We start from the raw sequence: 22,662 nt of genomic DNA, 5'->3' as shown, positions 1-22,662 counted from the left end.
GCAACGAGGGAAACGTCACAGGCCTCGTTCCGCTGACACTTGAGCACCCTGCCCTAGCATCCGAGCATGACGGTCCTGCCTGACGACGGGCTCCCCCTGGCCGCCGAGTTCCCTGACGCGACGCACGAGCAGTGGCAACGCCTGGTGGAGGGTGTGCTGCGCAAGTCGGGCAAGGAAGTCTCGGGCGCGGCAGCTGAGGACGCCCTGTCCACGACGCTGGAGGACGGGCTGCGCACCCGGCCCCTGTACACCGCGCGCGACGCCGCGCCCGAGCCCGGACTGCCGGGGTTCGCGCCCTTCGTGCGCGGCGGCCGCCCCGAGGGCGGCACCGCGGGCGGCTGGGACGTACGGCAGCGGCACGCGGCGCTCGACGACGGCGCGGTGCTGGCCGACCTGGAGAACGGCGTCACGTCGCTGTGGCTCGTGCTGGGCGAGGGCGGCATCCCCGTCGCCGACCTGGGCCGCGCCCTGGACGGAGTCCTCCTCGACCTGGCGCCCGTCGCCCTCGACGCCGGCCGGGAGACCCCGCAGGCCGCCCGCGAACTGCTCAGGCTGTGCGAGGAGAAGGGCGTCGACCCGAAGGCCGTACGCGGCACCCTGGGCGCCGACCCGCTCGGGTACGAGGCCCGTACCGGCACCCCGCTGGACTTCGCTCCCGCGGCCGCCCTGGCCGTGCGCTGCGCCGCGGACCACCCGGGCCTGCGGGCGCTGACCGTGGACGCGCTGCCGTACCACGAGGCGGGCGGCTCGGCCGCGCAGGAGCTGGGCGCCTCCCTGGCCACCGGCGTGGCCTACCTGCGGGAACTGACCGAGGCGGGCCTCGGGGCCGAAGAGGCCGCCGCCCAGCTGGAGTTCCGCTACGCGGCAACCGCCGACCAGTTCCTGACCGTCGCCAAGCTGCGCGCGGCACGCCGGCTGTGGGCGCGGGTCGCCGAGGTGTGCGGGGCGCCGGGCGCGGGCGCCCAGACGCAGCACGCGGTGACCTCGCCGGTGATGATGAGCCGCCGCGACCCGTGGGTGAACATGCTGCGCACGACGGTCGCGACGCTCGCGGCCGGGGTGGGCGGCGCCGACTCCGTGACGGTGCTGCCGTTCGACCACGCGATCGGGCTGCCCGACGCGTTCGCCCGCCGCATCGCACGCAACACCTCCACGATCCTGGTCGAGGAGTCGCACCTGGCCCGGGTCATCGACCCGGCGGGCGGCTCCTGGTACGTCGAGCGGCTGACGGACGAACTCGCCGAGGCCGCCTGGGAGTTCTTCCGGTCGGTCGAGCGCGACGGCGGCATGGCCGCCGTACTGCGCTCGGGACGGCTGCGCGAGGACCTGGCGCGGACCTGGGAGGAGCGCGGCGGACGGCTGGCCAGCCGGCGCGAACCCGTCACCGGTGTCAGCGAGTTCCCGCTGCTGGCGGAGAAGCCCGTGGAGCGCGAGCCCGCTCCCGAGGGGCCGTCCGGCGGTCTGCCGCGGGTGCGCCGCGACGAGGCGTTCGAGGCCCTGCGGGCCCGTTCCGACGCCCACCTCGCGGCGACCGGCGCCCGCCCGCGGATCCACCTCGTCGCGCTCGGCTCCGCCGCCGAGTCCACCGCGCGGGCGACGTTCGCCGCGAACCTCTTCCAGGCGGGCGGCATCGAGCCGGTGACCGGCGGCACCTTCGAGGACAGCGGCGCCACCGAGGCCGTCCTGTGCTCCAGCGACGCCGTGTACGAGGCCGAGGCCGCGTCCGCCGCCGAGTCGCTGCGCGCGTCCGGCGCCGGGCACGTGGTCCTCGCGGGCCGCCCCGCCGGGTACCCGGGCGTGGACTCCTACGTCTTCGCCGGCTGCGACGCCGTGGCCGTGCTGTCCGCGACTCTCGACCGTATGGGAGTGTCCTGATGGGAATCCCCGACTTCTCCGGCATCGAGCTGGGCAGCCCGGTCGCCGACGGCACCGCCGAGCAGTGGCGCACGGCCGTCGGACAGGCCGCCGGCGGCGAACCGCCGCTCTGGGAGACCCCGGAGGGCATCGGCGTCAAGCCGCTGTACACCGGCCGTGACCTGGAGGGCCTGGACTTCCTCGGCACCTACCCCGGCATGGCGCCGTACCTGCGCGGCCCGTACCCGACGATGTACGTCAACCAGCCCTGGACGATCCGCCAGTACGCGGGCTTCTCCACCGCCGAGGAGTCCAACGCGTTCTACCGGCGCAACCTGGCCGCCGGCCAGAAGGGCCTGTCGGTCGCCTTCGACCTGCCCACGCACCGGGGTTACGACAGCGACCACCCGCGGGTGACGGGTGACGTCGGCATGGCGGGCGTCGCCATCGACTCCATCTACGACATGCGTCAGCTGTTCGACGGCATCCCGCTGGACAGGATGTCGGTGTCGATGACGATGAACGGCGCCGTGCTGCCGGTGCTCGCGCTGTACATCGTGGCGGCGGAGGAGCAGGGCGTACCGCCGGAGAAGCTGGCCGGAACCATTCAGAACGACATTCTGAAGGAGTTCATGGTCCGCAACACCTACATCTATCCGCCGAAGCCGTCGATGCGGATCATCTCCGACATCTTCGCGTACACCTCGCAGCGGATGCCCCGCTACAACTCCATCTCCATCTCGGGCTACCACATCCAGGAGGCCGGGGCCACGGCCGACCTGGAGCTGGCGTACACGCTCGCGGACGGCGTGGAGTACCTGCGCGCGGGCCGTGAAGCGGGCCTGGACGTCGACGCGTTCGCGCCCCGGCTGTCCTTCTTCTGGGCGATCGGCATGAACTTCTTCATGGAGATCGCCAAGCTGCGTGCGGCCCGCCTGCTGTGGGCCAAGCTCGTCGGACAGTTCGAGCCCCAGAACCCCAAGTCGCTCTCGCTGCGCACCCATTCGCAGACCTCGGGCTGGTCGCTGACCGCGCAGGACGTGTTCAACAACGTCACGCGCACCTGCGTGGAGGCGATGGCCGCGACCCAGGGCCACACCCAGTCGCTGCACACCAACGCGCTCGACGAGGCCCTCGCGCTGCCCACGGACTTCTCGGCGCGCATCGCCCGCAACACCCAGCTGCTGATCCAGCAGGAGTCGGGCACCACCCGGGTCATCGACCCGTGGGGCGGCAGCGCGTACGTCGAGAGGCTGACGTACGACCTGGCGCGCAAGGCCTGGCAGCACATCCAGGAGGTCGAGCAGGCGGGCGGCATGGCGCAGGCCATCGACGCCGGCATCCCGAAGCTGCGCGTGGAGGAGGCGGCGGCCCGCACCCAGGCCCGCATCGACTCCGGACGCCAGCCGGTGATCGGCGTCAACAAGTACCGCGTCGACAGCGACGAGCAGATCGAGGTGCTCAAGGTCGACAACTCCTCCGTGCGCGCCCAGCAGATCGAGAAGCTGCGGCGGCTGCGCGCGGAGCGGGACGAGGGCGCGTGCCGGGCCGCGCTGGACGCGCTGACGCGGGCGGCCGACGGCGACGGCAACCTGCTGGAGCTGGCCGTGCGCGCGGCCCGCGCCAAGGCCACGGTCGGCGAGATCTCCGACGCCCTGGAGAAGGTGTACGGCCGGCACGCGAGCCAGATCCGTACCATCTCCGGTGTGTACCGCAACGAAGCAGGTGAGTCCCCGAACGTGGACCGCACCCGTGCTCTGGTGGACGCCTTCGAGGAGGCCGAGGGGCGCAGGCCGCGCATCCTGGTCGCCAAGATGGGCCAGGACGGACACGACCGCGGCCAGAAGGTGATCGCCACCGCGTTCGCCGACCTCGGCTTCGACGTCGACGTCGGCCCACTGTTCCAGACCCCGCAGGAGGTCGCCCGCCAGGCCGTCGAGGCGGACGTCCACGTGGTCGGCGTCTCCTCGCTGGCGGCCGGCCACCTCACCCTCGTGCCGGCGCTGCGCGAGCAGCTCGCCGAGGAGGGCCGGGAGGACATCATGATCGTGGTCGGCGGCGTCATCCCGCCGCAGGACGTGCCCACGCTGCTGGAGATGGGCGCCACGGCCGTGTTCCCGCCCGGGACGGTGATCCCGGACGCGGCGCACGACCTGGTGAAGCGGCTGTCGGCCGACCTCGGCCACGACCTGTAGCCGGCCGATGGCACCGATCGATCTCGGCACGTACGTGAAGGGCGTGCTCGACGGGAAGCGGGCGCTGGTGGCCCGCGCCATCACGCTCGTCGAGTCCACCCGCCCGCAGCACCGGGCGCTGGCGCAGGAGTTGCTCACCGAGCTGCTCCCGCACAGCGGCCGGGCGCGGCGGATCGGCGTCAGCGGGGTGCCGGGTGTCGGCAAGTCGACGTTCATCGACGCGTTCGGCACGCTGCTGACCTCGCTGGGCCACCGGGTGGCCGTCCTCGCGGTGGACCCGTCCTCGACGCGCACCGGCGGCTCCATCCTGGGCGACAAGACGCGGATGGAGCGGCTGGCGGTGGATCCGTCGGCGTTCGTCCGGCCCTCCCCCAGCGCGGGCACGCTGGGCGGCGTCGCGAAGGCCACCCGGGAGTCCATGGTGGTGATGGAGGCAGCCGGTTACGACGTGATCCTCGTGGAGACCGTGGGTGTCGGCCAGTCGGAGACCGCGGTCGCCGACATGGTCGACTCCTTCCTGCTGCTGACGCTGGCCCGCACCGGCGACCAGCTGCAGGGCATCAAGAAGGGGGTCCTGGAGCTCGCCGACGTCATCGCCGTCAACAAGGCGGACGGCCCGCACGAGCGGGACGCGCGGACCGCGGCCCGTGAACTCGCGGGCGCGCTGCGCCTGATGCACGGCAAGGACGCGCACTGGACACCGCCGGTGCTGCACTGCAGCGCCCGCGAGTCCCGGGGCCTGGACACGGTGTGGGAGCGGCTGGAGCAGCACCGCACCCTGCTCGACGCCACCGGACGCCTCGCCGCCAAGCGGCGGGACCAGCAGGTCGGCTGGACCTGGTCCATGGTCCGCGAGGAACTCCTGGGCCGCCTCCACGCCGACCCCGCCGTACGCGCGGCCGCCCCCCTCCTCGAACAGCAGGTCCGCGACGGCTCGTTGACGGCCACCCTGGCGGCGGAACGCATCCTGCGGGCGTTCGAGGGAGAGACGGACACGGCCCGGGAGGAATGAGGCGCCGCCCCGGAACCCGGCGGTCCCGGGACTCGGCGGTCTTAGGACTCGGCTCCCCAGGGACTGGGCGACCCAGGGCCGGTCCGGCCCCCGAGCGGAACGGCACCGGGGCGCGGCAGGATAAGTCCAGCGGCACCGAACGCGGATGGCTAGCCTGGGGAGATGAGCAGCCGCGCCACCATCGGCCCCACGCACACCGGCGACTCCGGCTCCGGTCACGGCTCCGGGGCGGTCCTCAATGTGATCGGCGTCCATCTGTATCTGGAGCGGGAGGGCAGGATCCTGCTCGGGCTGCGGCATCCCGACTCCCCGTTCGCCCCCGCGCACCATCACTTCCTGGCCGGGCACTGCGAGCAGGAGTCCGCCGTCACCTGCCTGATCCGTGAGGCGGAGGAGGAGGCGGGGCTGGTGATCGCCGCCGAGGACGTCGAGTTCGTCCACGCCGTCCACGTCATCGACCGGCCCGACACGCAACCGCGCCTGCAACTGGTCTTCCGGGCCCGGCGGTGGACCGGCGAGCCGGAGGTCCTGGAGCCGGACAAGTGCGTGAGCTGGGGCTGGTGGCCGCCCGAGGCCCTGCCGGAGCCGACGGTCCCCTACCTGAGAGCGGCCGTCTCCGGCATCCGCGCCGGGCGCCCCTACACGGAACTGGGCTGGGCGTGAGATGCCGGCCGTCCCCCGAACCCCCTTCCAGGAGCCTGAGTTGACGGACGAAGTGACGGACGACGTGAGAGCCGTGGCCGAGCGCATGTACGCGGCGTTCAACACGCGTGACCTCGCCGCGGCGGAGTCGGTCTTCTCCGCGGACTTCGTGAGTCACCCGCTGGGAACCGTGGGGGTCGACGCCGTGGTGAAGGCCTGGAGCGCACTGCACGGCCTGTTCCCCGGCATCCAGGTCGTGGTGGAGGACATGCTGGTGGACGCGGACAGAGCAGCGGTGCGCACCACCCTGCACGGTGTCCCCGCGGGCACTGAGGACCAGCCGCCGCCCTCGATGATGGAGATCTTCCACGTACGGGAAGGCCGCATCACCGAACTGTGGGGCATGTCCACCCTCGCCCGCCCGGCGCTGAAGAGTCCGGACGCGGACTGACCTGCCGCGTCACCGGACCGTCACGTCCTGCGTCCCCAGCACCGTCAGCAGGGCGAGCCGCTCCGCGTCCCGCGTGCCGGGCTCGGCGGTGTAGACCATGACGCGGAGGTCGCTGCCGGCGACGGAGAGGACGTCGCAGTCGAGGGTGAGGGGGCCCACGGCCGGGTGGGTGACGGTCTTGCGGGCCGCCTCGTGGACGCCGACCTCGCCGCTGTCCCAGAGCGCGGCGAACCGGCCGCTCCGCTCACGGAGTTCACCGACGAGAGCGCGCAGGCGCCGGTCGCCGGGGTAACGCTGGGCCGCCGTACGCAGATCTCCGACGAGGGCGGCCTCGAAGGCGGCGAGCGCCTCGGGGGTGTAGGCGACACGGTCCGAGGGCGCGACGAAGTGGCGCCACACACCGTTGAGTTCATGGCCGCGCAGCCCGGAGGAGTCGCCCATGAGGGCCATGTGCGGCGGGTTGGCGACGAGCAGGGTCCAGGTGGCGTCGTAGACGGCGACGGGGGTGCCGGCGAACCGGTCCAGGAGGCGTTGCACGCTGGGCGGGATGAAGACGGGCACGGTCTTCGGGCCGGGGGGCGCGAGACCGGCCAGCCGGTAGAGGTGGTCCCGTTCGGGTGCCGAGAGGCGCAGCGCCCGCGCCAGCGCCTCCACCACCTGCGACGACGGATTGGTGGCGCGGCCCTGTTCCAGCCGGGTCACGTAGTCGACGGAGATCCCGGCCAGGTGTGCCAGCTCTTCGCGGCGCAGCCCCGCGGCGCGTCTGCGCCCGCCCGTGGGAAGGCCGGCGTCACCGGGGGAGAGCCGGTCGCGCCAGCGGTGGATAGCCGCTCCGAGTTCCGCAGTCGCCATGGGCCCCAGTGTGCCCGCGGGCGCGCGGCCTTTCCTGGTACCGCTGGTCCCAGGAAAACGGGTCTGCTGGCCGGCGCCCCGAAGGCGGCGGACGCTGGAGCCATGACGAAGACATTGATCACCGGAGCCAACAAGGGTCTCGGATTCGAGACCGCCCGCCGTCTGCTCGCCGCGGGCCACACCGTCTACCTGGGGGCCCGCGATCCCGGACGGGGCATGCGCGCCGCCGAGCGGCTGGGCGCGCGGTTCGTGCCGCTCGACGTCACCGACGACGCCTCCGTCGCCGCGGCGGTCAAGGCGGTCGAGGCCGACGGCGGCCTGGACGTCCTGGTCAACAACGCGGGCGTCGAGCCGCGCCTGCCCGACGGAGGGTTCGTCCCGGCCGCGGCGACGACCGCCGACGACGTGCGTGCCGTGTTCGAGACGAACGTCTTCGGGATGGTCCGCGTCCTGCACGCCTTCCTGCCCCTGCTGCGCCGTTCGCCGAGCCCGGTCGTGGTCAACGTGAGCAGCGGCCTCGCCCACGCCCCCGCCCTGGCCGACCCGCGGGCGCCCGAGCACTTCTACCCCGGCCTCGCCTACCCCTCCTCCAAGGCGGCGGTGAACATGCTGACCGTGCAGTACGCCAAGGCGTTCGGGGACATCCGGATCAACGCCGCCGACCCCGGCTTCACCGCCACCGACCTCAACCACCACCAGGGCACCCAGACCGTCGAGGAGGGCGCCGAGGTCATCGTCCGCCTGGCGGGCATCGGCGCGGACGGCCCCACCGGCACCTTCCAGAACGCGGCGGGCGTACTGCCCTGGTGACCGTACGCGCTCCCGGAACCAGCCCGCGGCGGCGGGCGGGCCGCGTCCCTCCCCCCGGGGAGCGGGGCGTCACCGGGGCGGCGGGGCGTCACCGGGGCGGCCGGCCGTCACCGGCCCGCCGCAGCCGGTCCCGGCCCCCGCGGGCCCGCGAGGGCCGCGCCCGTGATGCCGGGCGTCCGCACCGGCGGGAGACTGGGAGACGGTGCCGTGTGCTCGGCCTCCGGCCGGGCACCACCCGGCACGCCCGTCGTGCCGCGGCCCCACCGCCCTCGCGGGCGGCGCCGGACGGGTTCCGGGCCGCGTCCGAGGAGGACGCCCCACGCCGCCCGGCGTACCGGCCTCCTGCGCACAGGGCGCGACCGACCGGTCACTTCTGGAGGTTCACCGTGAACGATCTGCCCGCGCATCTGCCCCCGCCTCCCACGCCGACGCTGGAGCCCGCGGCCAAGCAGCTCACCGAGGCCACGGCCCCGCACCCGCGGATCTACGAGCTCCCGCCCGACCGCGGCCGCGAGATCCTCGACGGCCTGCAGTCCGGGGAGGGCGTGCCCATGCCGGACGTCGACGAGGAGTGGGTGGACGTCGACGCCAGTGAGTGGGGCACCGTACGCACCCGGATCATCAGGCCCGCGGGCGCCACCGGGGACCTGCCGGTGATCTTCTTCATCCACGGGGCGGGCTGGGTGTTCGGCGACGAGAAGACCCACGACCGGCTCGTGCGCGAGCTGGCGGTCGGCTCCGGCGCGGCCGCCGTGTTCCCGGTCTACGACCGCGCGCCCGAGGCCCGGTACCCCACCCAGATCGAGCAGAACCACGCCGTCGCCCGCTGGGTCGTGGCCGAGGGCGCCGAGCACGGGCTGGACGCCTCGCGGATGGTCGTCTGCGGTGACTCCGTCGGCGGCAACATGTCCGCGGTGCTCGCGCAGATGGCCAAGGACCGCGGCGACGTCCGCCTGGCCGCGCAGATCCTGCTGTACCCGGTCACCGACGCGGACTTCGACACGCCGTCCTACGTGCAGTTCGCCGACGGCTACTACCTCACCCGGGACGGCATGGTCTGGTTCTGGGACCAGTACACGACCGACGAGGAGCAGCGCAAGGAACGGTACGCGGCCCCGCTGCGCGCCTCCCTGGACGACCTGAGGGGGCTGCCGCCGGCGCTGGTGATCACCGACGAGGCCGATGTGCTGCGCGACGAGGGCGAGGCATACGCGGCGCGGCTGCGCGAGGCGGGCGTCCCCGTCACGGCGGTGCGGGTGCTGGGCATGGTGCACGACTTCCTGATGCTGGACGCCCTGCGCCTGACCCATGGCGCCAACGTGGCCCGCGAGATCGCCATCGCCGTGATCAAGGGCGCCCTGTACGGAGGATGAGCCCCACGCACCGATCCGCGTACGGCAGAGCCACACCCACGGACCCGCATACGGCTGAGCCCCACGCACGGACCCGCATGCGGCTGAGCCTCACGCGCAGACCCGCGTACAGCTGAGCCCCACGCGCGGACCCGCGGGGGCCGGCGGCTCGGGTGCTCCCCCGGTCCGCCGGCCCCCGCGGGTGCGGGACCGGATCCGTCAGCGCTCGGCCACGAGATCCCTGAGCGCGACGTTGAGTTCGAGGACGTCGACGCGGGGCTCCCCGATGAAGCCGAGGGTGCGGCCCGTGGTGTGCTCCTCGACGAGCTTCTCCACCGCGGCGACGGACAGGCCGTTCCGCGCGGCGATCCGGTGGACCTGGAGAGCGGCGTAGGCCGGGGAGATGTCCGGGTCGAGACCGGAGCCGGAGGAGGTGACGGCGTCGGCGGGGACGTCGGACGGCTTCACCGTCCAGCCGGGCACCGAGTTGTCCTCGACGACGGCGGCCTTGGCGTCGTCGACCTGCCCGACCAGGTCCTTGCTGTCGGCCGCGAGGTTCGTCGCGCCCGAGAGCAGCAGCTTGTACCGGGTGTTGACGCTGTTGGCGCCGAGGCCGTTCGCGGGCCGGCCCTGGAACCACTTCAGGTCCGGCTCCGGGGTCTCCTGGCCCTTCTTCGGCGGCAGGTCGTACGACTGCCCGATGAGGGACGAGCCGACCACCCGTCCGCCCGCCCGGAGTTCGGAACCGTTCGCCCTGTCGCCGAACAGTCCCTGGGCGATGCCGGTGACGACGAGGGGGTAGACGACGCCGGTCACCAGGGTCAGCACGAGGAGGGCGCGCAGCCCCGCTCCCAGCAACCGGGCGGTGTTCGTTGCGGAGTTGTTCATGACGTCAGCCGATTCCGGGGATGAGGGAGACGAGCAGGTCGATGATCTTGATGCCGACGAAGGGGGCGATCAGGCCGCCGATGCCGTAGATCCCGAGGTTGCGGCGGAGCATCCGGTCGGCGCTCATCGGCCGGTAGCGCACGCCCTTCAGGGACAGCGGGACCAGCGCGACGATGATCAGCGCGTTGAAGACGACCGCGGACAGGATCGCGGAGTCGGGCGAGGACAGCCGCATGATGTTCAGCCTGTCCAGGCCCGGGTACACCGCCGCGAACAGCGCCGGGATGATGGCGAAGTACTTGGCGACGTCGTTGGCTATGGAGAACGTCGTCAACGCGCCCCGGGTGATGAGGAGTTGCTTGCCGATCTCGACGATCTCGATGAGCTTGGTCGGGTTGGAGTCGAGGTCGACCATGTTGCCGGCCTCCTTGGCGGCCGACGTGCCCGTGTTCATCGCGACGCCGACGTCGGCCTGGGCGAGCGCGGGCGCGTCGTTGGTGCCGTCACCGGTCATCGCGACGAGCTTGCCGCCGGCCTGCTCCCGCTTGATGAGGGCCATCTTGTCCTCGGGGGTGGCCTCGGCGAGGAAGTCGTCGACGCCCGCCTCCTCGGCGATCGCCTTGGCGGTCAGCGGGTTGTCGCCCGTGATCATGACGGTCCTGATGCCCATGCGGCGCAGCTCCTCGAAGCGCTCCCGCATGCCCTGCTTGACGACGTCCTTGAGGTGGACGACACCGAGGATCCGGGCGCCGTCGGTGTCCTCGACGGCGACGAGCAGCGGAGTGCCGCCCGCCTCGGAGATGCGGTCGACCGCGGAACCCGCGTCCCGGGCGACCGCGCCGCCCCGTTCCTCGACCCAGGCGACGACCGACCCCGCGGCACCCTTGCGGATCTTCCGCCCGTCGACGTCCACGCCCGACATGCGGGTCTGGGCGGTGAAGGCGATCCACTCGGCCCCGGCGAGCTCGCCCTGGTGGCGTGCGCGCAGGCCGTACCGCTCCTTGGCGAGGACGACGATGGAGCGGCCCTCGGGGGTCTCGTCGGCGAGCGAGGACAGCTGGGCGGCGTCGGCGACCTCGGCCTCGGTGGTACCGCTCACCGGCACGAACTCCGCGGCCCGGCGGTTGCCGAGGGTGATGGTGCCGGTCTTGTCGAGCAGCAGGGTGGAGACGTCTCCGGCGGCCTCGACGGCACGCCCGGACATCGCCAGCACGTTGCGCTGGACCAGGCGGTCCATGCCCGCGATGCCGATGGCGGAGAGCAGGGCGCCGATGGTGGTCGGGATGAGGCAGACCAGCAGCGCCACCAGCACGGTCATCGTCAGGTGGGTGCCCGCGTGGTCCGCGAAGGGCGGCAGGGTGGCGCAGGCGAGCAGGAAGACGACGGTGAGGGACGCCAGCAGGATGTTCAGGGCGATCTCGTTGGGCGTCTTCTGCCGGGCGGCCCCCTCGACGAGGTTGATCATGCGGTCGATGAAAGTCTCGCCCGGCCTCGTCGTGATCTGGACGACGATCCGGTCGGACAGCACCTTCGTCCCGCCGGTCACGGCGGAGCGGTCGCCGCCGGACTCGCGGATGACGGGCGCCGACTCACCGGTGATCGCGGACTCGTCGACCGAGGCGACGCCCTCGACGACGTCCCCGTCGCCGGGGATGACGTCGCCGGCCTCGCACACCACCCGGTCGCCGATGCGCAGCCCGGTGCCGGGCACCCGTTCCTCCGACGTGCCGTCGGCCAGGAGCCGGCGGGCGACCGTGTCGGTCTTGGCCTTGCGCAGGGTGTCAGCCTGGGCCTTGCCGCGGCCCTCGGCGACCGCCTCGGCGAGGTTGGCGAAGACGACGGTCAGCCACAGCCAGGCGCTGATGGTCCAGCCGAACCAGTCGCCGGGGTCCTTGAAGGAGAACGCCGTGGTCAAGGCGGAGCCGATCCACACCACGAACATGACGGGCGACTTGACCATCACCCGCGGATCGAGCTTGCGGAAGGCGTCCGGCAGCGATCTCACGAGCTGCGCGGGGTCGAACAGGCCCGCGCCGACGCGTCCTTCGCCGGGGCCGTGCCCGGTGGGGACGTCGCTGTGCGGCGCCCGGGTGGGAGTGGCAGTGGACATGGAGTCCTCGTGGTTCTCTGTGCGGGTGGACATCACGCCAGCCCCTCGGCGAGCGGGCCCAGCGCCAGGGCCGGGAAGTACGTCAGACCGGTGACGATCAGGATCGCGCCCACCAACAGACCGGTGAACAGCGGCTTTTCGGTGCGCAGGGTGCCGGCGGTGACCGGCACGGGCCGCTGCCCGGCGAGCGATCCGGCGAGCGCCAGCACGAACACCATGGGCAGGAAGCGGCCGAACAGCATCGCGAGGGCGGTCGTGGTGTTGAACCAGTCGGTGTTCGCGTTCAGACCGGCGAAGGCCGAACCGTTGTTGTTCGCCGCGGAGGTGAAGGCGTACAGGACCTCGGAGAAGCCGTGCGCGCCGGAGTTGAGCATCGAGTGCGGCGGGGTGGGCAGGGCCATGGAGGCCGCCGTGAACACGAGCACCAGCGCCGGGGTGACCAGGATGTAGCAGGCGGCGAGTTTCATCTCCCGCGCGCCGATCTTCTTGCCCAGGTACTCGGGGGTGCGGCCGACCATCAGGCCGGCGATGAACACCGCGATCACCGCCATGATCAGCATGCCGTAGAGCCCGGATCCGGTGCCGCCGGGCGCGATCTCGCCCAGCATCATCCCGAGCATGGTGACTCCGCCGCCGAGGCCGGTGAAGGACGAGTGGAAGGAGTCCACCGCGCCGGTCGAGGTGAGCGTCGTGGAGACCGCGAAGATCGACGAGCCGCCGACCCCGAAGCGGACCTCCTTGCCCTCCATCGCACCGCCCGCCGCCTGGAGCGCCGGACCGTGGTGGGTGAACTCGGTCCACATCATCAGGGCCACGAACCCGAGCCAGATGGCGCCCATCGTGGCGAGGATCGCGTACCCCTGCTTCACGTTCCCGACCATCACGCCGAAGGTGCGGGTCAGCGCGAACGGGATCACCAGGATCAGGAAGATCTCCAGCAGGTTGGTGAACGGCGTGGGGTTCTCGAACGGGTGGGCGCTGTTGGCGTTGAAGTAACCGCCGCCGTTGGTGCCCAGCTCCTTGATGGCCTCCTGGGAGGCGACCGCGCCGCCGTTCCACTGCTGCGAGCCGCCCATGAACTGACCGACCTCGTGGATGCCGGAGAAGTTCTGGATCGCGCCGCACGCGACCAGCACCACCGCGGCGACCGCCGCGCCCGGCACGAGGACACGGACGGTTCCGCGCACCAGGTCGGCCCAGAAGTTGCCCAGTTCACCGGTGCGGGAGCGGGCGAAGCCGCGGACCAGCGCGACGGCGACGGCGATGCCGACGGCCGCGGAGACGAAGTTCTGCACGGCCAGGCCGGCCGTCTGCACGACGTGCCCCATGGTCTGCTCGCCGTAGTACGACTGCCAGTTCGTGTTCGTCACGAAGGAGACGGCCGTGTTGAAGGACTGCGCGGGGTCGACCGACGAGAAGCCGAGCGAGCCGGGCAGGACGCCCTGGAGCCGCTGGAGGAGGTAGAGGAAGAGGACGCCGGCCACGGAGAAGGCCAGGACACCGCGCAGATAGGCGGGCCAGCGCATCTGTGTGTCGGGGTCGGCGCCGATGCCCTTGTAGATCCACCGCTCGACGCGCAGATGCCGGTCGGAGGAGTACACCCGGGCCATGTAGGTGCCCAGGGGGACGTAGGCCAGCGCGAGGGCGCCTATGAGGGCCGTCAGCTGGAGGACGGCGGCAGGTACGGGACCCATGGGTGTCTCAGAACCTCTCCGGGAAGATCAGGGCGAGGACGAGATAGCCCAGCAGGGCGACGGCCACGACCAGGCCGACGATGTTCTCGGCGGTCACAGCTTCGTCACCCCCTTGGCGACGAGAGCCACCAGCGCGAAGGCCGCGAGCACGGTGACGACGAAGGCCAGATCGGCCATCGCGAGCTCCTGGAGTGAGGTTCGGTCGATAGGGACAGTCCGAGGAAAGCGCGCTTCCGACCGGTTCCGGCCACCGTTGACGTCTCCCTTACGGCGCCCCGCGCGGCCTTGACGGGACTCATACGGCCCCTGCCCGGCACCGGGCGACGGCGGGCCGGTGCCCGGCGTGGTCCCCATGCCCGGCGCCCGTGCCCGCCGGAGCCGGTTCAGGACAGCCGGAGGCGCAGCCGGCAGATCACCGCGTCCGTCTCCCTCCGCACGGCGTACGCGACCACGGCACCCCGCTGGTTCTGCAGCAGCCGCTGCCAGAGCCGCTCCGGCTCGGCCTCCGGGATCAGCACGGTGACCCGGGTGCCCGGCTCGCGGGCGGCCGCCTCACGGACGTAGGCGGCGACGGGACGGCCGAGCGAACGCCGTTCGGACAGCAGCCGGACCAGCGGCACTCCGGGGTTCCAGGCGGCCCAGGAGCGCTCCAGGGCGCGCTGCCGGGCGCGGTCCTCGGTGTCCGGGTGGCAGACGGTCACCGCGCGGACCTCGTCGCCGAGGGACACGGCCGCCGTGAGGGCCTCGGAGGTCAGCCGCGACAGCACGGAGACGGGGACGATCACGAGCGAGCGCTCCCGGTGCGGCGGTTCGGGCACAAGGCCGAGTCCGAGCCGCTCCCCGATACGGCCGTAGGCGCGGTGCACGGTCTCGAAGGCGGCCACGAGCAGTGGCAGGGCGATCACGACCAGCCAGGCGCCCTGCGTGAACTTGCTCGCGGTGACGACGACGGCCGCCCCGCCGGTCAGGACCGCGCCGGCGCCGTTGAGCAGCACCTTGCCGCGGCGGCCGCGGTCCCGCCGCCCGGACCAGTGCCGGACCATGCCGACCTGGGCGAGGGTGAAGCCGACGAACACGCCGATCGCGAACATCGGCACCAGGGTGTCGGTGTCACCGCCGGAGAGGACCAGCAGCACGGCCGAGACCAGCGCGAGGGCCAGCACACCGTGCCGGTGCACCTGGCGGTCGGCCTTCAGCGCGAAGACATGCGGCAGGCAGTGGTCGCGGGCGAGCAGCTCCAGCAGGACGGGCAGCCCGCCGAAGGAGGTGTTCGCGGACAGGGCCAGCAGGATCGTCGTCGCGAACTGGACCAGGTAGAAGGCCCAGTTGTGGCCGAAGGAGGCGTCCGCGAGCTGGGCGAGGACCGTGACGCCCTCGACGGGCTGGAGGTGGAAGCGGCCGATCAGCACCGACAGCCCGACGAGCATCAGGCCGAGGACGGCTCCGAGGGCGGCCTCCGCACGCTGGGCACGCCGTACGCGCGGGACGCGGAAGGAGGGCACGGCGTTGGCGATGGCCTCCACACCGGTCAGGGCGGCGCAGCCGGAGGCGAACGCCTTCAGCAGGAGCAGCGCCCCGACGGCGGAGGCGTTGTCCGCGAGGGCCGAGGGGTGTCCGGCGGCGGCCGCCGTGCTCACGGGGTGGGAGCGGAACAGCCCCACGGCGATCAGCACGAGGACCGAACCGACGAAGACGGCGGTCGGCACGATGAACGCCTTCGCGGACTCCACGATCCCGCGCAGGTTGACGCCCGTGACGGCCGCGAGCACCGCCAGGCACAGCCACAGCCGGTCGTCGTACAGGGCCGGGAAGGCCGAGGTCAGCGCGGCCACACCCGCTGTGACGGCGACGGCCACGTTGAGCACGTAGTCCAGCACCAGGGACGCGGCGGCCACCAGGCCGGCGCGGGCCCCGAGGTGCGCCTTCGCCACGGCGTAGGAGCCGCCGCCGTCCGGGAAGGCGGCGATGACCTGCCGGTAGGAGGCCACCAGCACCGCGAGCAGCGCGGCGATGGCGAGCGTGACCGGCAGCGTGAACCCCAGTCCGCGCGCGCCCGCGGCGGCGAGGACGAGCACGATCGCCTCCGGGCCGTACGCGACCGACGCCATGGCGTCCAGCGAGAGCGCGGCCAGGCCGGTGACGGCGGTCAGCCGATGGCGTTCACCGGCGTCCGGCGGTTCCTCTCCGGCGGGTACGGCGTCCGGCTCGGTGGTCATGACGGACATGGGGTGTGCTCCTTCGGTCGGAGCGCCCCCACCAGGGCGAAGTGCGGGCGCGTGCACCCCATCTGTGTCCGTGGCCGGCCGCCGGCCGACCGGTCCTTGCGGCTTCTTCGCGCCCGACGGGCCGCCCTTGACGCGATCTTGTCGCCGGAACACGGCGAACCGCCCTGGGCCCCGCGGCCGAACAGCCACCGGGTCACGCCACCGCCCGGTCCCTGTCGCGCCAGGCCCCTGTCGCCGACCGGTCCGCGTCACCGCCAGGTCGCCGCCAGGTCGCCGGAAGGTCGCCGACCTGCCGTGCTGTGCAGTCTTAACGCAGCCTTGACGCCTGCCGGGCTCTCATCCACGGGCCTGTACATGACGCCTTGCATACGCTGGTGACCGCCGTCCGGGTGATGGCCGACCTCCCGCCGAGCCACGCACCAGGAGCACGCCGATGGCCACGACCGACCAACTGCCCACGCCCACGCGGCTGCGCGCCTGGATGCTGGAGGGGCTGTCCGACATGGGCAAGGGCGGTGGCCAGAACGGCCCGCAGGCCGAGGAGGAGCCCGGGCACAAGGGGCAGCGCTGGTGGCGGGTGATGTGCCTGACCGGTGTCGACTACTTCTCCACCCTCGGCTACCAGCCCGGAATCGCCGCCCTCGCGGCCGGACTTCTCTCCCCGATCGCCACCATCGTCCTGGTGATCGTCACCCTCGCCGGCGCGCTCCCGGTCTACCGGCGCGTGGCCGAGGAGAGCCCGCACGGCGAAGGCTCCATCGCCATGCTGGAGCGGCTGCTGTCCTTCTGGAAGGGCAAGCTGTTCGTCCTCACCCTGCTCGGCTTCGCCGCCACCGACTTCCTCATCACCATCACCCTGTCGGCCGCCGACGCCTCCACCCACCTCGTGGAGAACCCCCACCTCACCAGCACCCTCCACGGCTACCAGATGATCATCACCCTCTTCCTGGTGGCCCTGCTCGGCGCGGTGTTCCTCAAAGGCTTCCTCGAAGCCGTCGGCGTCGCCGTCGCCCTCGTCGGGGTGTATCTCGCCCTGAACGTCGTCGTGGTGGTGGTCGGTCTGTGGCATGTGGCCACCGCGGGGCACGTGGTGACGGACTGGACGGGCGCGCTCACCGCCGAGCACGGCAACGTCTTCGTGATGATCGGCGTCGCCCTGGTCGTCTTCCCGAAGCTCGCCCTGGGCCTGTCCGGCTTCGAGACCGGCGTCGCGGTGATGCCCCACGTCCGGGGCGACGACGGCGAGACGGAGGCGAACCCCCGGGGCCGGATCCGGGACACGAAGAAGCTGCTCACGGCCGCCGCGGTGGTCATGAGCGCCTTCCTGATCACGACCAGTTTCATCACCACGCTGCTGATCCCGGCCCAGGAGTTCAAGCCGGGCGGCCAGGCCAACGGCCGCGCGCTCGCCTTCCTCGCCCACGAGTACCTGGGCAGCACGTTCGGCACGGTGTACGACGTCTCGACGATCGCGATCCTGTGGTTCGCCGGCGCCTCCGCGATGGCCGGCCTGCTGAACCTGATGCCGCGCTACCTGCCGCGTTACGGCATGGCCCCGCACTGGGCGCGCGCCGTCCGCCCGATGGTCATCGTCTTCACCCTGATCGCCTTCCTCGTCACCTGGATCTTCGACGCCGACGTGAACGCCCAGGGCGGCGCGTACGCCACCGGTGTGCTGGTGCTGATCAGTTCCGCCGCGATCGCCGTGACCATCGCCGCCCGCAAGGCGGGGCAGCGCGCCTGGACCGTCGGCTTCGCGGTCATCGCCGCCGTGTTCCTCTACACGACGGTCGTCAACGTCATCGAACGCCCCGACGGCGTCAAGATCGGCGCCTGCTTCATCGTCGGCATCATCCTGGTCTCCCTGCTGTCCCGGCTGGCCCGCGCCTTCGAACTCCGGGTGACGAGCGTGACGCTGGACCCGTCGGCGGAACGGTTCATCCGGGACATGTCCACCCGCAAGATCCGGCTGATCGCCAACGAGCCCGACCGGCGCGACAAGGCGGAGTACCGGGACAAGATCGAGCAGATCCGCGCCGACAACGACATGCCCGAGCGGGACGACTTCGTCTTCGTCGAGGTCACCGTCACCGACCCCTCCGAGTTCGAGTCGGGCGTGGTCGTACGCGGTGAGGCGCTGCACGACCGCTACCGCGTCCTCACCCTGGAGTCCGCCTCCATCCCCAACGCGCTCGCGGCCCTCCTCCTGCACATCCGCGACACGACCGGCTGCATCCCGCACATCTACTTCGAGTGGACCGAGGGCAGCCCCTTCGCCAACTTCCTGCGGTTCTTCCTCTTCGGCCAGGGCGAGGTCGCCCCGGTCACCCGCGAGGTCCTCCGCGAGGCCGAACCCGACCGCGAGCGCCGCCCCCGCGTCCACACGGGCTGACGCGCGCGCCTCACCTCGCACCGGAGTGGAAGGAAGCCTGTTTGGACGTGTTCGTGTGTGCCGGGTGCGGCACGGAGCTCACGGCGCCGGTGTCGCGGGTCGCCCTCCCCGTCCACACCCACCACGGAGGGTGGGAGGAACTCCATCCTCCGCTGATGGAACCGGCGACGTACGCCGTCGAACCCCGGCCCACCGGACCGCCCTGGCGGCGGTGGCAGGAGGTCGGAGCGGACGCGGCCGCCCGGCAGGGCGTGTTCGCGCCGGTGTACTCCGTCTCCTTCGGATCGCGGAACAGGATCGTCATCGCTCCCGGCGACTCCCGGTCCCTGACGCTGATCCCGGACAGGTGCGAGGGCTACTGCCGGGGCGTGGACGGCCGGGCCGGCCCCAACCTGGCGTGCGAGGGGTGCGGACACGCCGTGGCGACCCGCGTGGACGACTGCGGGATGTGGCAGACGGTGTGGCTGGAACCGGACGCGGTCGTGCGCCGCCCCTCGGGGCTCCCGGCCGCTCCGCTCCCCTGCTGGGACGATCTGGAACGCCCGGAGCACCGCGTCCCGCCCGTCGAGCCCGACGGGTCGTGGAGCCGGCGCTGGGAGGCGGCGGTCGGAGCGGTGCTGGCGCACCTGGTGGCGGTCACCGAGGACCGCCCGGTGGACCTGCCCGCCGGTCCCGTCGCCGAGTGGCTGGGCCGCGCCGTGGGGCGCTGCCTCCCGCCCGGACCCGGGGCCCTGTCCGTCGGGCCGGCCGGCCCGGGGCTCCCGCCGCCTCTGCCCCGTCCCGACATCCTCCTGGTCCCCCGCCACCCTCTCACCGGGGCACCCTGGCGCCCGGCCGGCGACGAGGGGGCCGTCGTACCGCTGGACAGCGGGGTCTGGGCGTACCTCGCACACCCGGAGGAGACCTCTCCGCTACCCGCGACCGGAGTCCTTCCGGAGGGTGTCCTGCGCGACGACTACCCGCTGCCGCCGCGTCCCCGGGCCCTGCTGACGCCCCACAAGGAAGCCTTCGACTACACCCTCGTACGTCTGCCCGCCATACTCCTGCCCCGGCTGCAAAGACGCCTCGACGCGTACGGCCGTGCCGTCACGACCGCATGAACTGGCTGGACAGGCCGAACAGGGCGACGACGGGGGTCCGTTCGCAGGGGCACGACGATGCGTCGGCCCGACGACCTTACGATCCGGCCGCGACGGCCTAACCGGCGCTCCGCTCGCGCAGGACCAGGCCGAGCAGGCCGGGGAAGCGGGTGTCGAACTCGGCCCGGCGGAGGCGGTTGAGGCGTTTCGGGCCGGCGTCGCGCTGTTCCAGGATCCCGGCCTCGCGCAGGACCGCGAAGTGGCGGCTGAGGGTCGCTTTGGTGACCGGGACGTCGAAACTGCCGCACGCCCGCTCCCAGTCGGCGGACCCCGCCAGCTCGCGCACCAGTGTCCGGCGTACCGGATCGGCGAGGGCGAGCAGAGCGGTCTCCAGCGCCACGTCGGCCGGGTCGGCGTGGACCGGCGGGGTCCGGTGGCTCACGCCCTCCGGCTGCCGCCGGGTCTGTTCCGCCATCGCGGGTCTCCCTCCCGGCTCCACCTGTTCGTCCACTCACGAACAGCGTACCGGAGCCGGGCGAGGCCACTCCTTTCGCGGAGGGCGGCCCGGGCTCCGGCGTGCGGCGCGCGGTCAGCCGCGGTGACCGCCGGTCCGGACGCCCGCGCCGCCCCCGCGGCCTTCATGGCCTCCGTGATCGCCGCCGTCGTCGTGGCCGGTGTCGGGTGAGCCGCCCATCATGCGGAGCATCGGCAGCCCGCCCGTGCGGAAGAACCGTACGAGGAGCACCGCGGCCGACAGGAGGAACGCGATGTTGAGCCAGGTGGTGTAGTCCCAGGAGACCCCGCCCATCGGGATCCGGGCACGGCCGGGGTCGGGGATGATCCCGAGTGCGCCGAAGACGAACTCGACGACGTACCCGGCGAGGGCCATCGCGACGTAGAAGGTGCCGAGGAGGAAAAGGGCCATCCGCGGGCCGTAGTACTTACGGTAGATGTTGAGGATCGGCAGGATCAGCAGGTCGGCGAAGACGAACGACACGACGCCGCCGAAGCTGATGCCGCCCTTCCAGAGCACCACGGCCAGGGGCACGTTGCCGACGGAGCACACGAACGAGGCGATGGCCACCAGGGGTCCGACGGCGGGGCCCCACAGCTTGGCCGCGAGCGGATGGCCGTCGAAGAAGAAGGCCTGCCAGAAGGAGTCGGGCACCCAGGCGGCGACGGCTCCGGCGACGAGCAGTCCGAGGACGAGGTCGCGCAGGATCGCCGCCCACTCCATGACGAAGACGTGCGCGGTCGCGGTGAACCCCTCCCCCGACAGCAGCCGCCGCAGGAAGGAGCCTTCCGCACGGACCGACATGTCCATCGCCGCATGACCCTCCATCGACCCGGCGAGTCCCCGCTCCGCCTGGGCACGGGCCTGCCGCAGCAGGCCGTCCTTGAGGAAGAGGCGGAACAGGACGGCCAGCAGCACGATCATCACGGGTCCGCCGGCGAACTCGGCGGCGGTGAACTGCCACCCCATCAACAGCGCCAGGATCACGCCCAGTTCGACGACGAGGTTGGTCGAGGCGATCTCGAAGGCCATCGCGGCGGTGAAGTCCGCGCCCTTGCGGAACAGGGAGCGTGCCAGCGCGACCGCCGCGTACGAGCACGAGGAGGAGGCGATGCCGAGCCCGGCCGCGACGGCGAGCGTGCGGGGCCGGTCGTCGCCGAGCAGGGAGACGACCGTGGACCTGCGGACCACGGCCTGGACGACGGCGGACAGCCCGAAACCCAGGATCAGGGCCCAGGTGATCTCCCAGGTCATGGCCCCGGTGATCGACAGAGCGTGCAGTACGGCATGGAGTACGGCGTGCATCTGTGCAGCCTTCCCTCCCCGGCGCGGATCGCGGTCACGGACACGCGCGCCGACGGAGACGTGTCGCCGGACGGGGCATGTGGCGAGGCCGATGTCCGTCGGCGGGGCGGGGGCGTAGCCGGACGACGGGGCGAGGGCGCCGCGGGACGGCGGGGCGGGGGCGCCGCGGGACGACGGCACCCCCGCCCGTACGTCATCCGACGCGCAGGGTCACCGCGGCGGTGTGCAGCCTGCCCGCGGTGCGGAACTGGAGGAAGAGCCGCCAGTCGCCGGACGTGGGCAGTTCGGCGTGGAACGACAGGTCCGGGCCGCCGTGGTCGCCGGTGACCTCGGTGAGGGGGTGGAGGTGGGCGAAGGCGAGGTCGCCCTTGTGGAAGGCCGTCAGATGGGCGTAGGTGCCCAGGTACGGCTGGAGATCCCTGACCGGCTGACCGCCCTCGGACACCGACACGGTCAGCGGGCTCGCGGTGCCCGCCTTGAGCGCTCCCCGGACCCTGACGTCGTAACCGTCGACGCGGACCGAGGCCGCAGGGGCCGGCAGGGGCGCGGTCCCCCTGTCGTCACCGGAGACGAAGACGCCTCGGCTGAGGACGAGGTCCTTGCCCTTCCCGGCCCCGGACGCGGGGACGAAGGAGGCGAACACACGCCAGGAGCCCGGCGCCAGGGAGGCCGGTTCGGCCGTCCAGGTGCCGTCGGCGGCCATCACGGGGTGCAGGTGCTGGAAGCCGGTGAGGTCGGACCGGACGGCGTAGAAGTGCATCCGCCGGGTCTGGTCGAGCGCGAAGCCGGTGACCGGACGGCCGTCCGGACCGGTGACGGTGAACCGGTACGCGGTCCGCCGGCCGGACGGCAGCCGCCGGTCGGCGGAGACGAGACGGTAGCCGTCACGGGTGTCGGACGGGGCGCCGGCACCGGACGCCATGCGTCCCGTCCCCGGCATGTCCCCCATCGGGGTTCCGGACGAGGACGGCCCGGCGGACCCGTGGCCGTGCTCCATGCCAGGCATGGACGAGGTGCCTCCGGAGGAGCCCCCGGAGGAGCCGCAGGCGGCGAGGGTCAGCGCGAGCGCGGTGGCGGTGGCGGCCACCGCGAGAGTACGGCGGCGCGGGAGTCCGGAGCGCCGGAAGGAAGCGAACGAGGAGGTGAACATCGGGCAGAGGTCTTTCCGGGTGGGCGCACGCCACACCGGTGACGCGCGGGAAGGGCAGGACGCGAAGCCGGTCCCGCCGTACGGCGGCGGGACACGGGGCCGGACCGGGCCGTGGGACCGGACCGGCGGCGCGCCCG

General features: G+C 72.6%; 18 protein-coding genes. 9 read left to right on the top strand and 9 right to left on the bottom strand.

Annotated features, from left to right (window positions below; translation table 11 throughout):
* Positions 1-66: 66 nt before the first annotated feature.
* The 5 genes from ACIPRD_RS16110 to ACIPRD_RS16090 all read left to right on the top strand — a co-directional run bounded on the left by ACIPRD_RS16110 (position 67) and on the right by ACIPRD_RS16090 (position 6,154).
* Positions 67-1,875, top strand: coding sequence for a methylmalonyl-CoA mutase family protein (locus ACIPRD_RS16110; protein WP_356406018.1), 1,809 nt, complete (start codon positions 67-69; stop codon positions 1,873-1,875).
* On the top strand, positions 1,875-4,049 hold the full coding sequence (gene scpA, locus ACIPRD_RS16105) for a methylmalonyl-CoA mutase (protein ID WP_401563463.1): 2,175 nt from the start codon (positions 1,875-1,877) through the stop codon (positions 4,047-4,049). Before ACIPRD_RS16110 ends, scpA begins: the two co-directional genes overlap by 1 nt.
* 7 nt (positions 4,050-4,056) lie before the next feature.
* Positions 4,057-5,061, top strand: coding sequence for a methylmalonyl Co-A mutase-associated GTPase MeaB (gene meaB, locus ACIPRD_RS16100; RefSeq protein ID WP_356406022.1), 1,005 nt, complete (start codon positions 4,057-4,059; stop codon positions 5,059-5,061).
* A gap of 162 nt (positions 5,062-5,223) precedes the next feature.
* Positions 5,224-5,724 (top strand): NUDIX domain-containing protein, encoded by a 501-nt coding sequence (locus ACIPRD_RS16095; RefSeq protein WP_401563461.1) that lies wholly within the window; start codon positions 5,224-5,226, stop codon positions 5,722-5,724.
* Positions 5,725-5,764: 40 nt separating this feature from the next.
* Complete coding sequence (locus ACIPRD_RS16090; protein WP_401563458.1) at positions 5,765-6,154, top strand: ester cyclase; 390 nt, start codon at positions 5,765-5,767, stop codon at positions 6,152-6,154.
* A 9-nt stretch (positions 6,155-6,163) separates the two neighbouring features.
* Here the strand turns inward: ACIPRD_RS16090 and ACIPRD_RS16085 are convergent, their stop codons facing one another.
* Positions 6,164-7,006, bottom strand: coding sequence for a helix-turn-helix transcriptional regulator (locus ACIPRD_RS16085; protein ID WP_401563455.1), 843 nt, complete (start codon positions 7,004-7,006; stop codon positions 6,164-6,166).
* Between the two features lie 102 nt (positions 7,007-7,108).
* On the opposite strand from ACIPRD_RS16085, the gene ACIPRD_RS16080 reads away from it, so the two are divergent.
* Together ACIPRD_RS16080 and ACIPRD_RS16075 are read left to right on the top strand one after the other, a co-directional pair.
* Positions 7,109-7,816, top strand: coding sequence for an SDR family NAD(P)-dependent oxidoreductase (locus ACIPRD_RS16080; RefSeq protein WP_356406034.1), 708 nt, complete (start codon positions 7,109-7,111; stop codon positions 7,814-7,816).
* Positions 7,817-8,202: 386 nt separating this feature from the next.
* Positions 8,203-9,189 (top strand): alpha/beta hydrolase, encoded by a 987-nt coding sequence (locus ACIPRD_RS16075; RefSeq protein WP_401563451.1) that lies wholly within the window; start codon positions 8,203-8,205, stop codon positions 9,187-9,189.
* A gap of 198 nt (positions 9,190-9,387) precedes the next feature.
* Here the strand turns inward: ACIPRD_RS16075 and ACIPRD_RS16070 are convergent, their stop codons facing one another.
* From ACIPRD_RS16070 to ACIPRD_RS16050, 5 genes are all read right to left on the bottom strand, one after another.
* A complete protein-coding gene (locus ACIPRD_RS16070) occupies positions 9,388-10,056 on the bottom strand; it encodes a potassium-transporting ATPase subunit C (RefSeq protein ID WP_401563448.1) in 669 nt (222 codons plus the stop codon).
* Positions 10,057-10,060: 4 nt separating this feature from the next.
* Entirely contained in the window at positions 10,061-12,199 is a 2,139-nt protein-coding gene (kdpB, locus tag ACIPRD_RS16065; protein WP_401563446.1) for a potassium-transporting ATPase subunit KdpB, read from the bottom strand.
* Positions 12,199-13,860 (bottom strand): potassium-transporting ATPase subunit KdpA, encoded by a 1,662-nt coding sequence (gene kdpA, locus ACIPRD_RS16060; RefSeq protein WP_356411976.1) that lies wholly within the window; start codon positions 13,858-13,860, stop codon positions 12,199-12,201. The genes kdpB and kdpA overlap by 1 nt, the downstream gene beginning before the upstream one ends.
* Before the next feature lie 7 nt (positions 13,861-13,867).
* Positions 13,868-13,957 carry a K(+)-transporting ATPase subunit F gene (gene kdpF, locus ACIPRD_RS16055; protein WP_016434100.1) on the bottom strand — a complete coding sequence of 30 codons (90 nt, stop codon included), beginning with the start codon at positions 13,955-13,957 and terminating at the stop codon, positions 13,868-13,870.
* Positions 13,958-14,243: 286 nt separating this feature from the next.
* The gene (locus ACIPRD_RS16050; protein ID WP_401563444.1) at positions 14,244-16,085 is read right to left on the bottom strand and encodes an APC family permease; all 1,842 of its coding nucleotides are present in this window, start codon (positions 16,083-16,085) and stop codon (positions 14,244-14,246) included.
* 433 nt (positions 16,086-16,518) lie between these two features.
* On the opposite strand from ACIPRD_RS16050, the gene ACIPRD_RS16045 reads away from it, so the two are divergent.
* On the top strand, positions 16,519-18,477 hold the full coding sequence (locus tag ACIPRD_RS16045; RefSeq protein ID WP_401563441.1) for an amino acid transporter: 1,959 nt from the start codon (positions 16,519-16,521) through the stop codon (positions 18,475-18,477).
* A gap of 155 nt (positions 18,478-18,632) precedes the next feature.
* The gene (locus tag ACIPRD_RS16040) at positions 18,633-19,577 is read left to right on the top strand and encodes a hypothetical protein (protein ID WP_401563440.1); all 945 of its coding nucleotides are present in this window, start codon (positions 18,633-18,635) and stop codon (positions 19,575-19,577) included.
* A 97-nt stretch (positions 19,578-19,674) separates the two neighbouring features.
* Here the strand turns inward: ACIPRD_RS16040 and ACIPRD_RS16035 are convergent, their stop codons facing one another.
* The 3 genes from ACIPRD_RS16035 to ACIPRD_RS16025 all read right to left on the bottom strand — a co-directional run bounded on the left by ACIPRD_RS16035 (position 19,675) and on the right by ACIPRD_RS16025 (position 22,525).
* A complete protein-coding gene (locus ACIPRD_RS16035; RefSeq protein ID WP_356406515.1) occupies positions 19,675-20,031 on the bottom strand; it encodes a helix-turn-helix domain-containing protein in 357 nt (118 codons plus the stop codon).
* A 114-nt stretch (positions 20,032-20,145) separates the two neighbouring features.
* On the bottom strand, positions 20,146-21,375 hold the full coding sequence (locus ACIPRD_RS16030) for a permease (RefSeq protein ID WP_401563438.1): 1,230 nt from the start codon (positions 21,373-21,375) through the stop codon (positions 20,146-20,148).
* A 193-nt stretch (positions 21,376-21,568) separates the two neighbouring features.
* Positions 21,569-22,525 (bottom strand): hypothetical protein, encoded by a 957-nt coding sequence (locus tag ACIPRD_RS16025; protein WP_401563435.1) that lies wholly within the window; start codon positions 22,523-22,525, stop codon positions 21,569-21,571.
* Positions 22,526-22,662: the final 137 nt, after the last annotated feature.

This window comes from Streptomyces sp. NPDC090108 (genome assembly GCF_044747185.1).
Classification (GTDB): domain Bacteria; phylum Actinomycetota; class Actinomycetes; order Streptomycetales; family Streptomycetaceae; genus Streptomyces.
Note: the sequence above shows the minus strand (reverse complement) of the source record. Positions and strands in the feature narration are given on the sequence as shown.

Coding starts and splice junctions, on each gene's coding strand:
- ACIPRD_RS16110 (WP_356406018.1), top strand. CDS start 67: ATGACGGTCCTGCCTGACGACGGGCTCCCCCTGGCCGCCGAGTTCCCT.
- ACIPRD_RS16040 (WP_401563440.1), top strand. CDS start 18,633: ATGGAACCGGCGACGTACGCCGTCGAACCCCGGCCCACCGGACCGCCC.
- ACIPRD_RS16045 (WP_401563441.1), top strand. CDS start 16,519: ATGGCCACGACCGACCAACTGCCCACGCCCACGCGGCTGCGCGCCTGG.
- kdpB (WP_401563446.1), bottom strand. CDS start 12,199: ATGTCCACCCGCACAGAGAACCACGAGGACTCCATGTCCACTGCCACT.
- ACIPRD_RS16025 (WP_401563435.1), bottom strand. CDS start 22,525: ATGTTCACCTCCTCGTTCGCTTCCTTCCGGCGCTCCGGACTCCCGCGC.
- ACIPRD_RS16080 (WP_356406034.1), top strand. CDS start 7,109: ATGACGAAGACATTGATCACCGGAGCCAACAAGGGTCTCGGATTCGAG.
- ACIPRD_RS16095 (WP_401563461.1), top strand. CDS start 5,224: ATGAGCAGCCGCGCCACCATCGGCCCCACGCACACCGGCGACTCCGGC.
- kdpA (WP_356411976.1), bottom strand. CDS start 13,860: ATGGGTCCCGTACCTGCCGCCGTCCTCCAGCTGACGGCCCTCATAGGC.
- ACIPRD_RS16035 (WP_356406515.1), bottom strand. CDS start 20,031: ATGGCGGAACAGACCCGGCGGCAGCCGGAGGGCGTGAGCCACCGGACC.
- ACIPRD_RS16070 (WP_401563448.1), bottom strand. CDS start 10,056: ATGAACAACTCCGCAACGAACACCGCCCGGTTGCTGGGAGCGGGGCTG.
- meaB (WP_356406022.1), top strand. CDS start 4,057: ATGGCACCGATCGATCTCGGCACGTACGTGAAGGGCGTGCTCGACGGG.
- scpA (WP_401563463.1), top strand. CDS start 1,875: ATGGGAATCCCCGACTTCTCCGGCATCGAGCTGGGCAGCCCGGTCGCC.
- ACIPRD_RS16050 (WP_401563444.1), bottom strand. CDS start 16,085: ATGTCCGTCATGACCACCGAGCCGGACGCCGTACCCGCCGGAGAGGAA.
- ACIPRD_RS16085 (WP_401563455.1), bottom strand. CDS start 7,006: ATGGCGACTGCGGAACTCGGAGCGGCTATCCACCGCTGGCGCGACCGG.
- ACIPRD_RS16030 (WP_401563438.1), bottom strand. CDS start 21,375: ATGCACGCCGTACTCCATGCCGTACTGCACGCTCTGTCGATCACCGGG.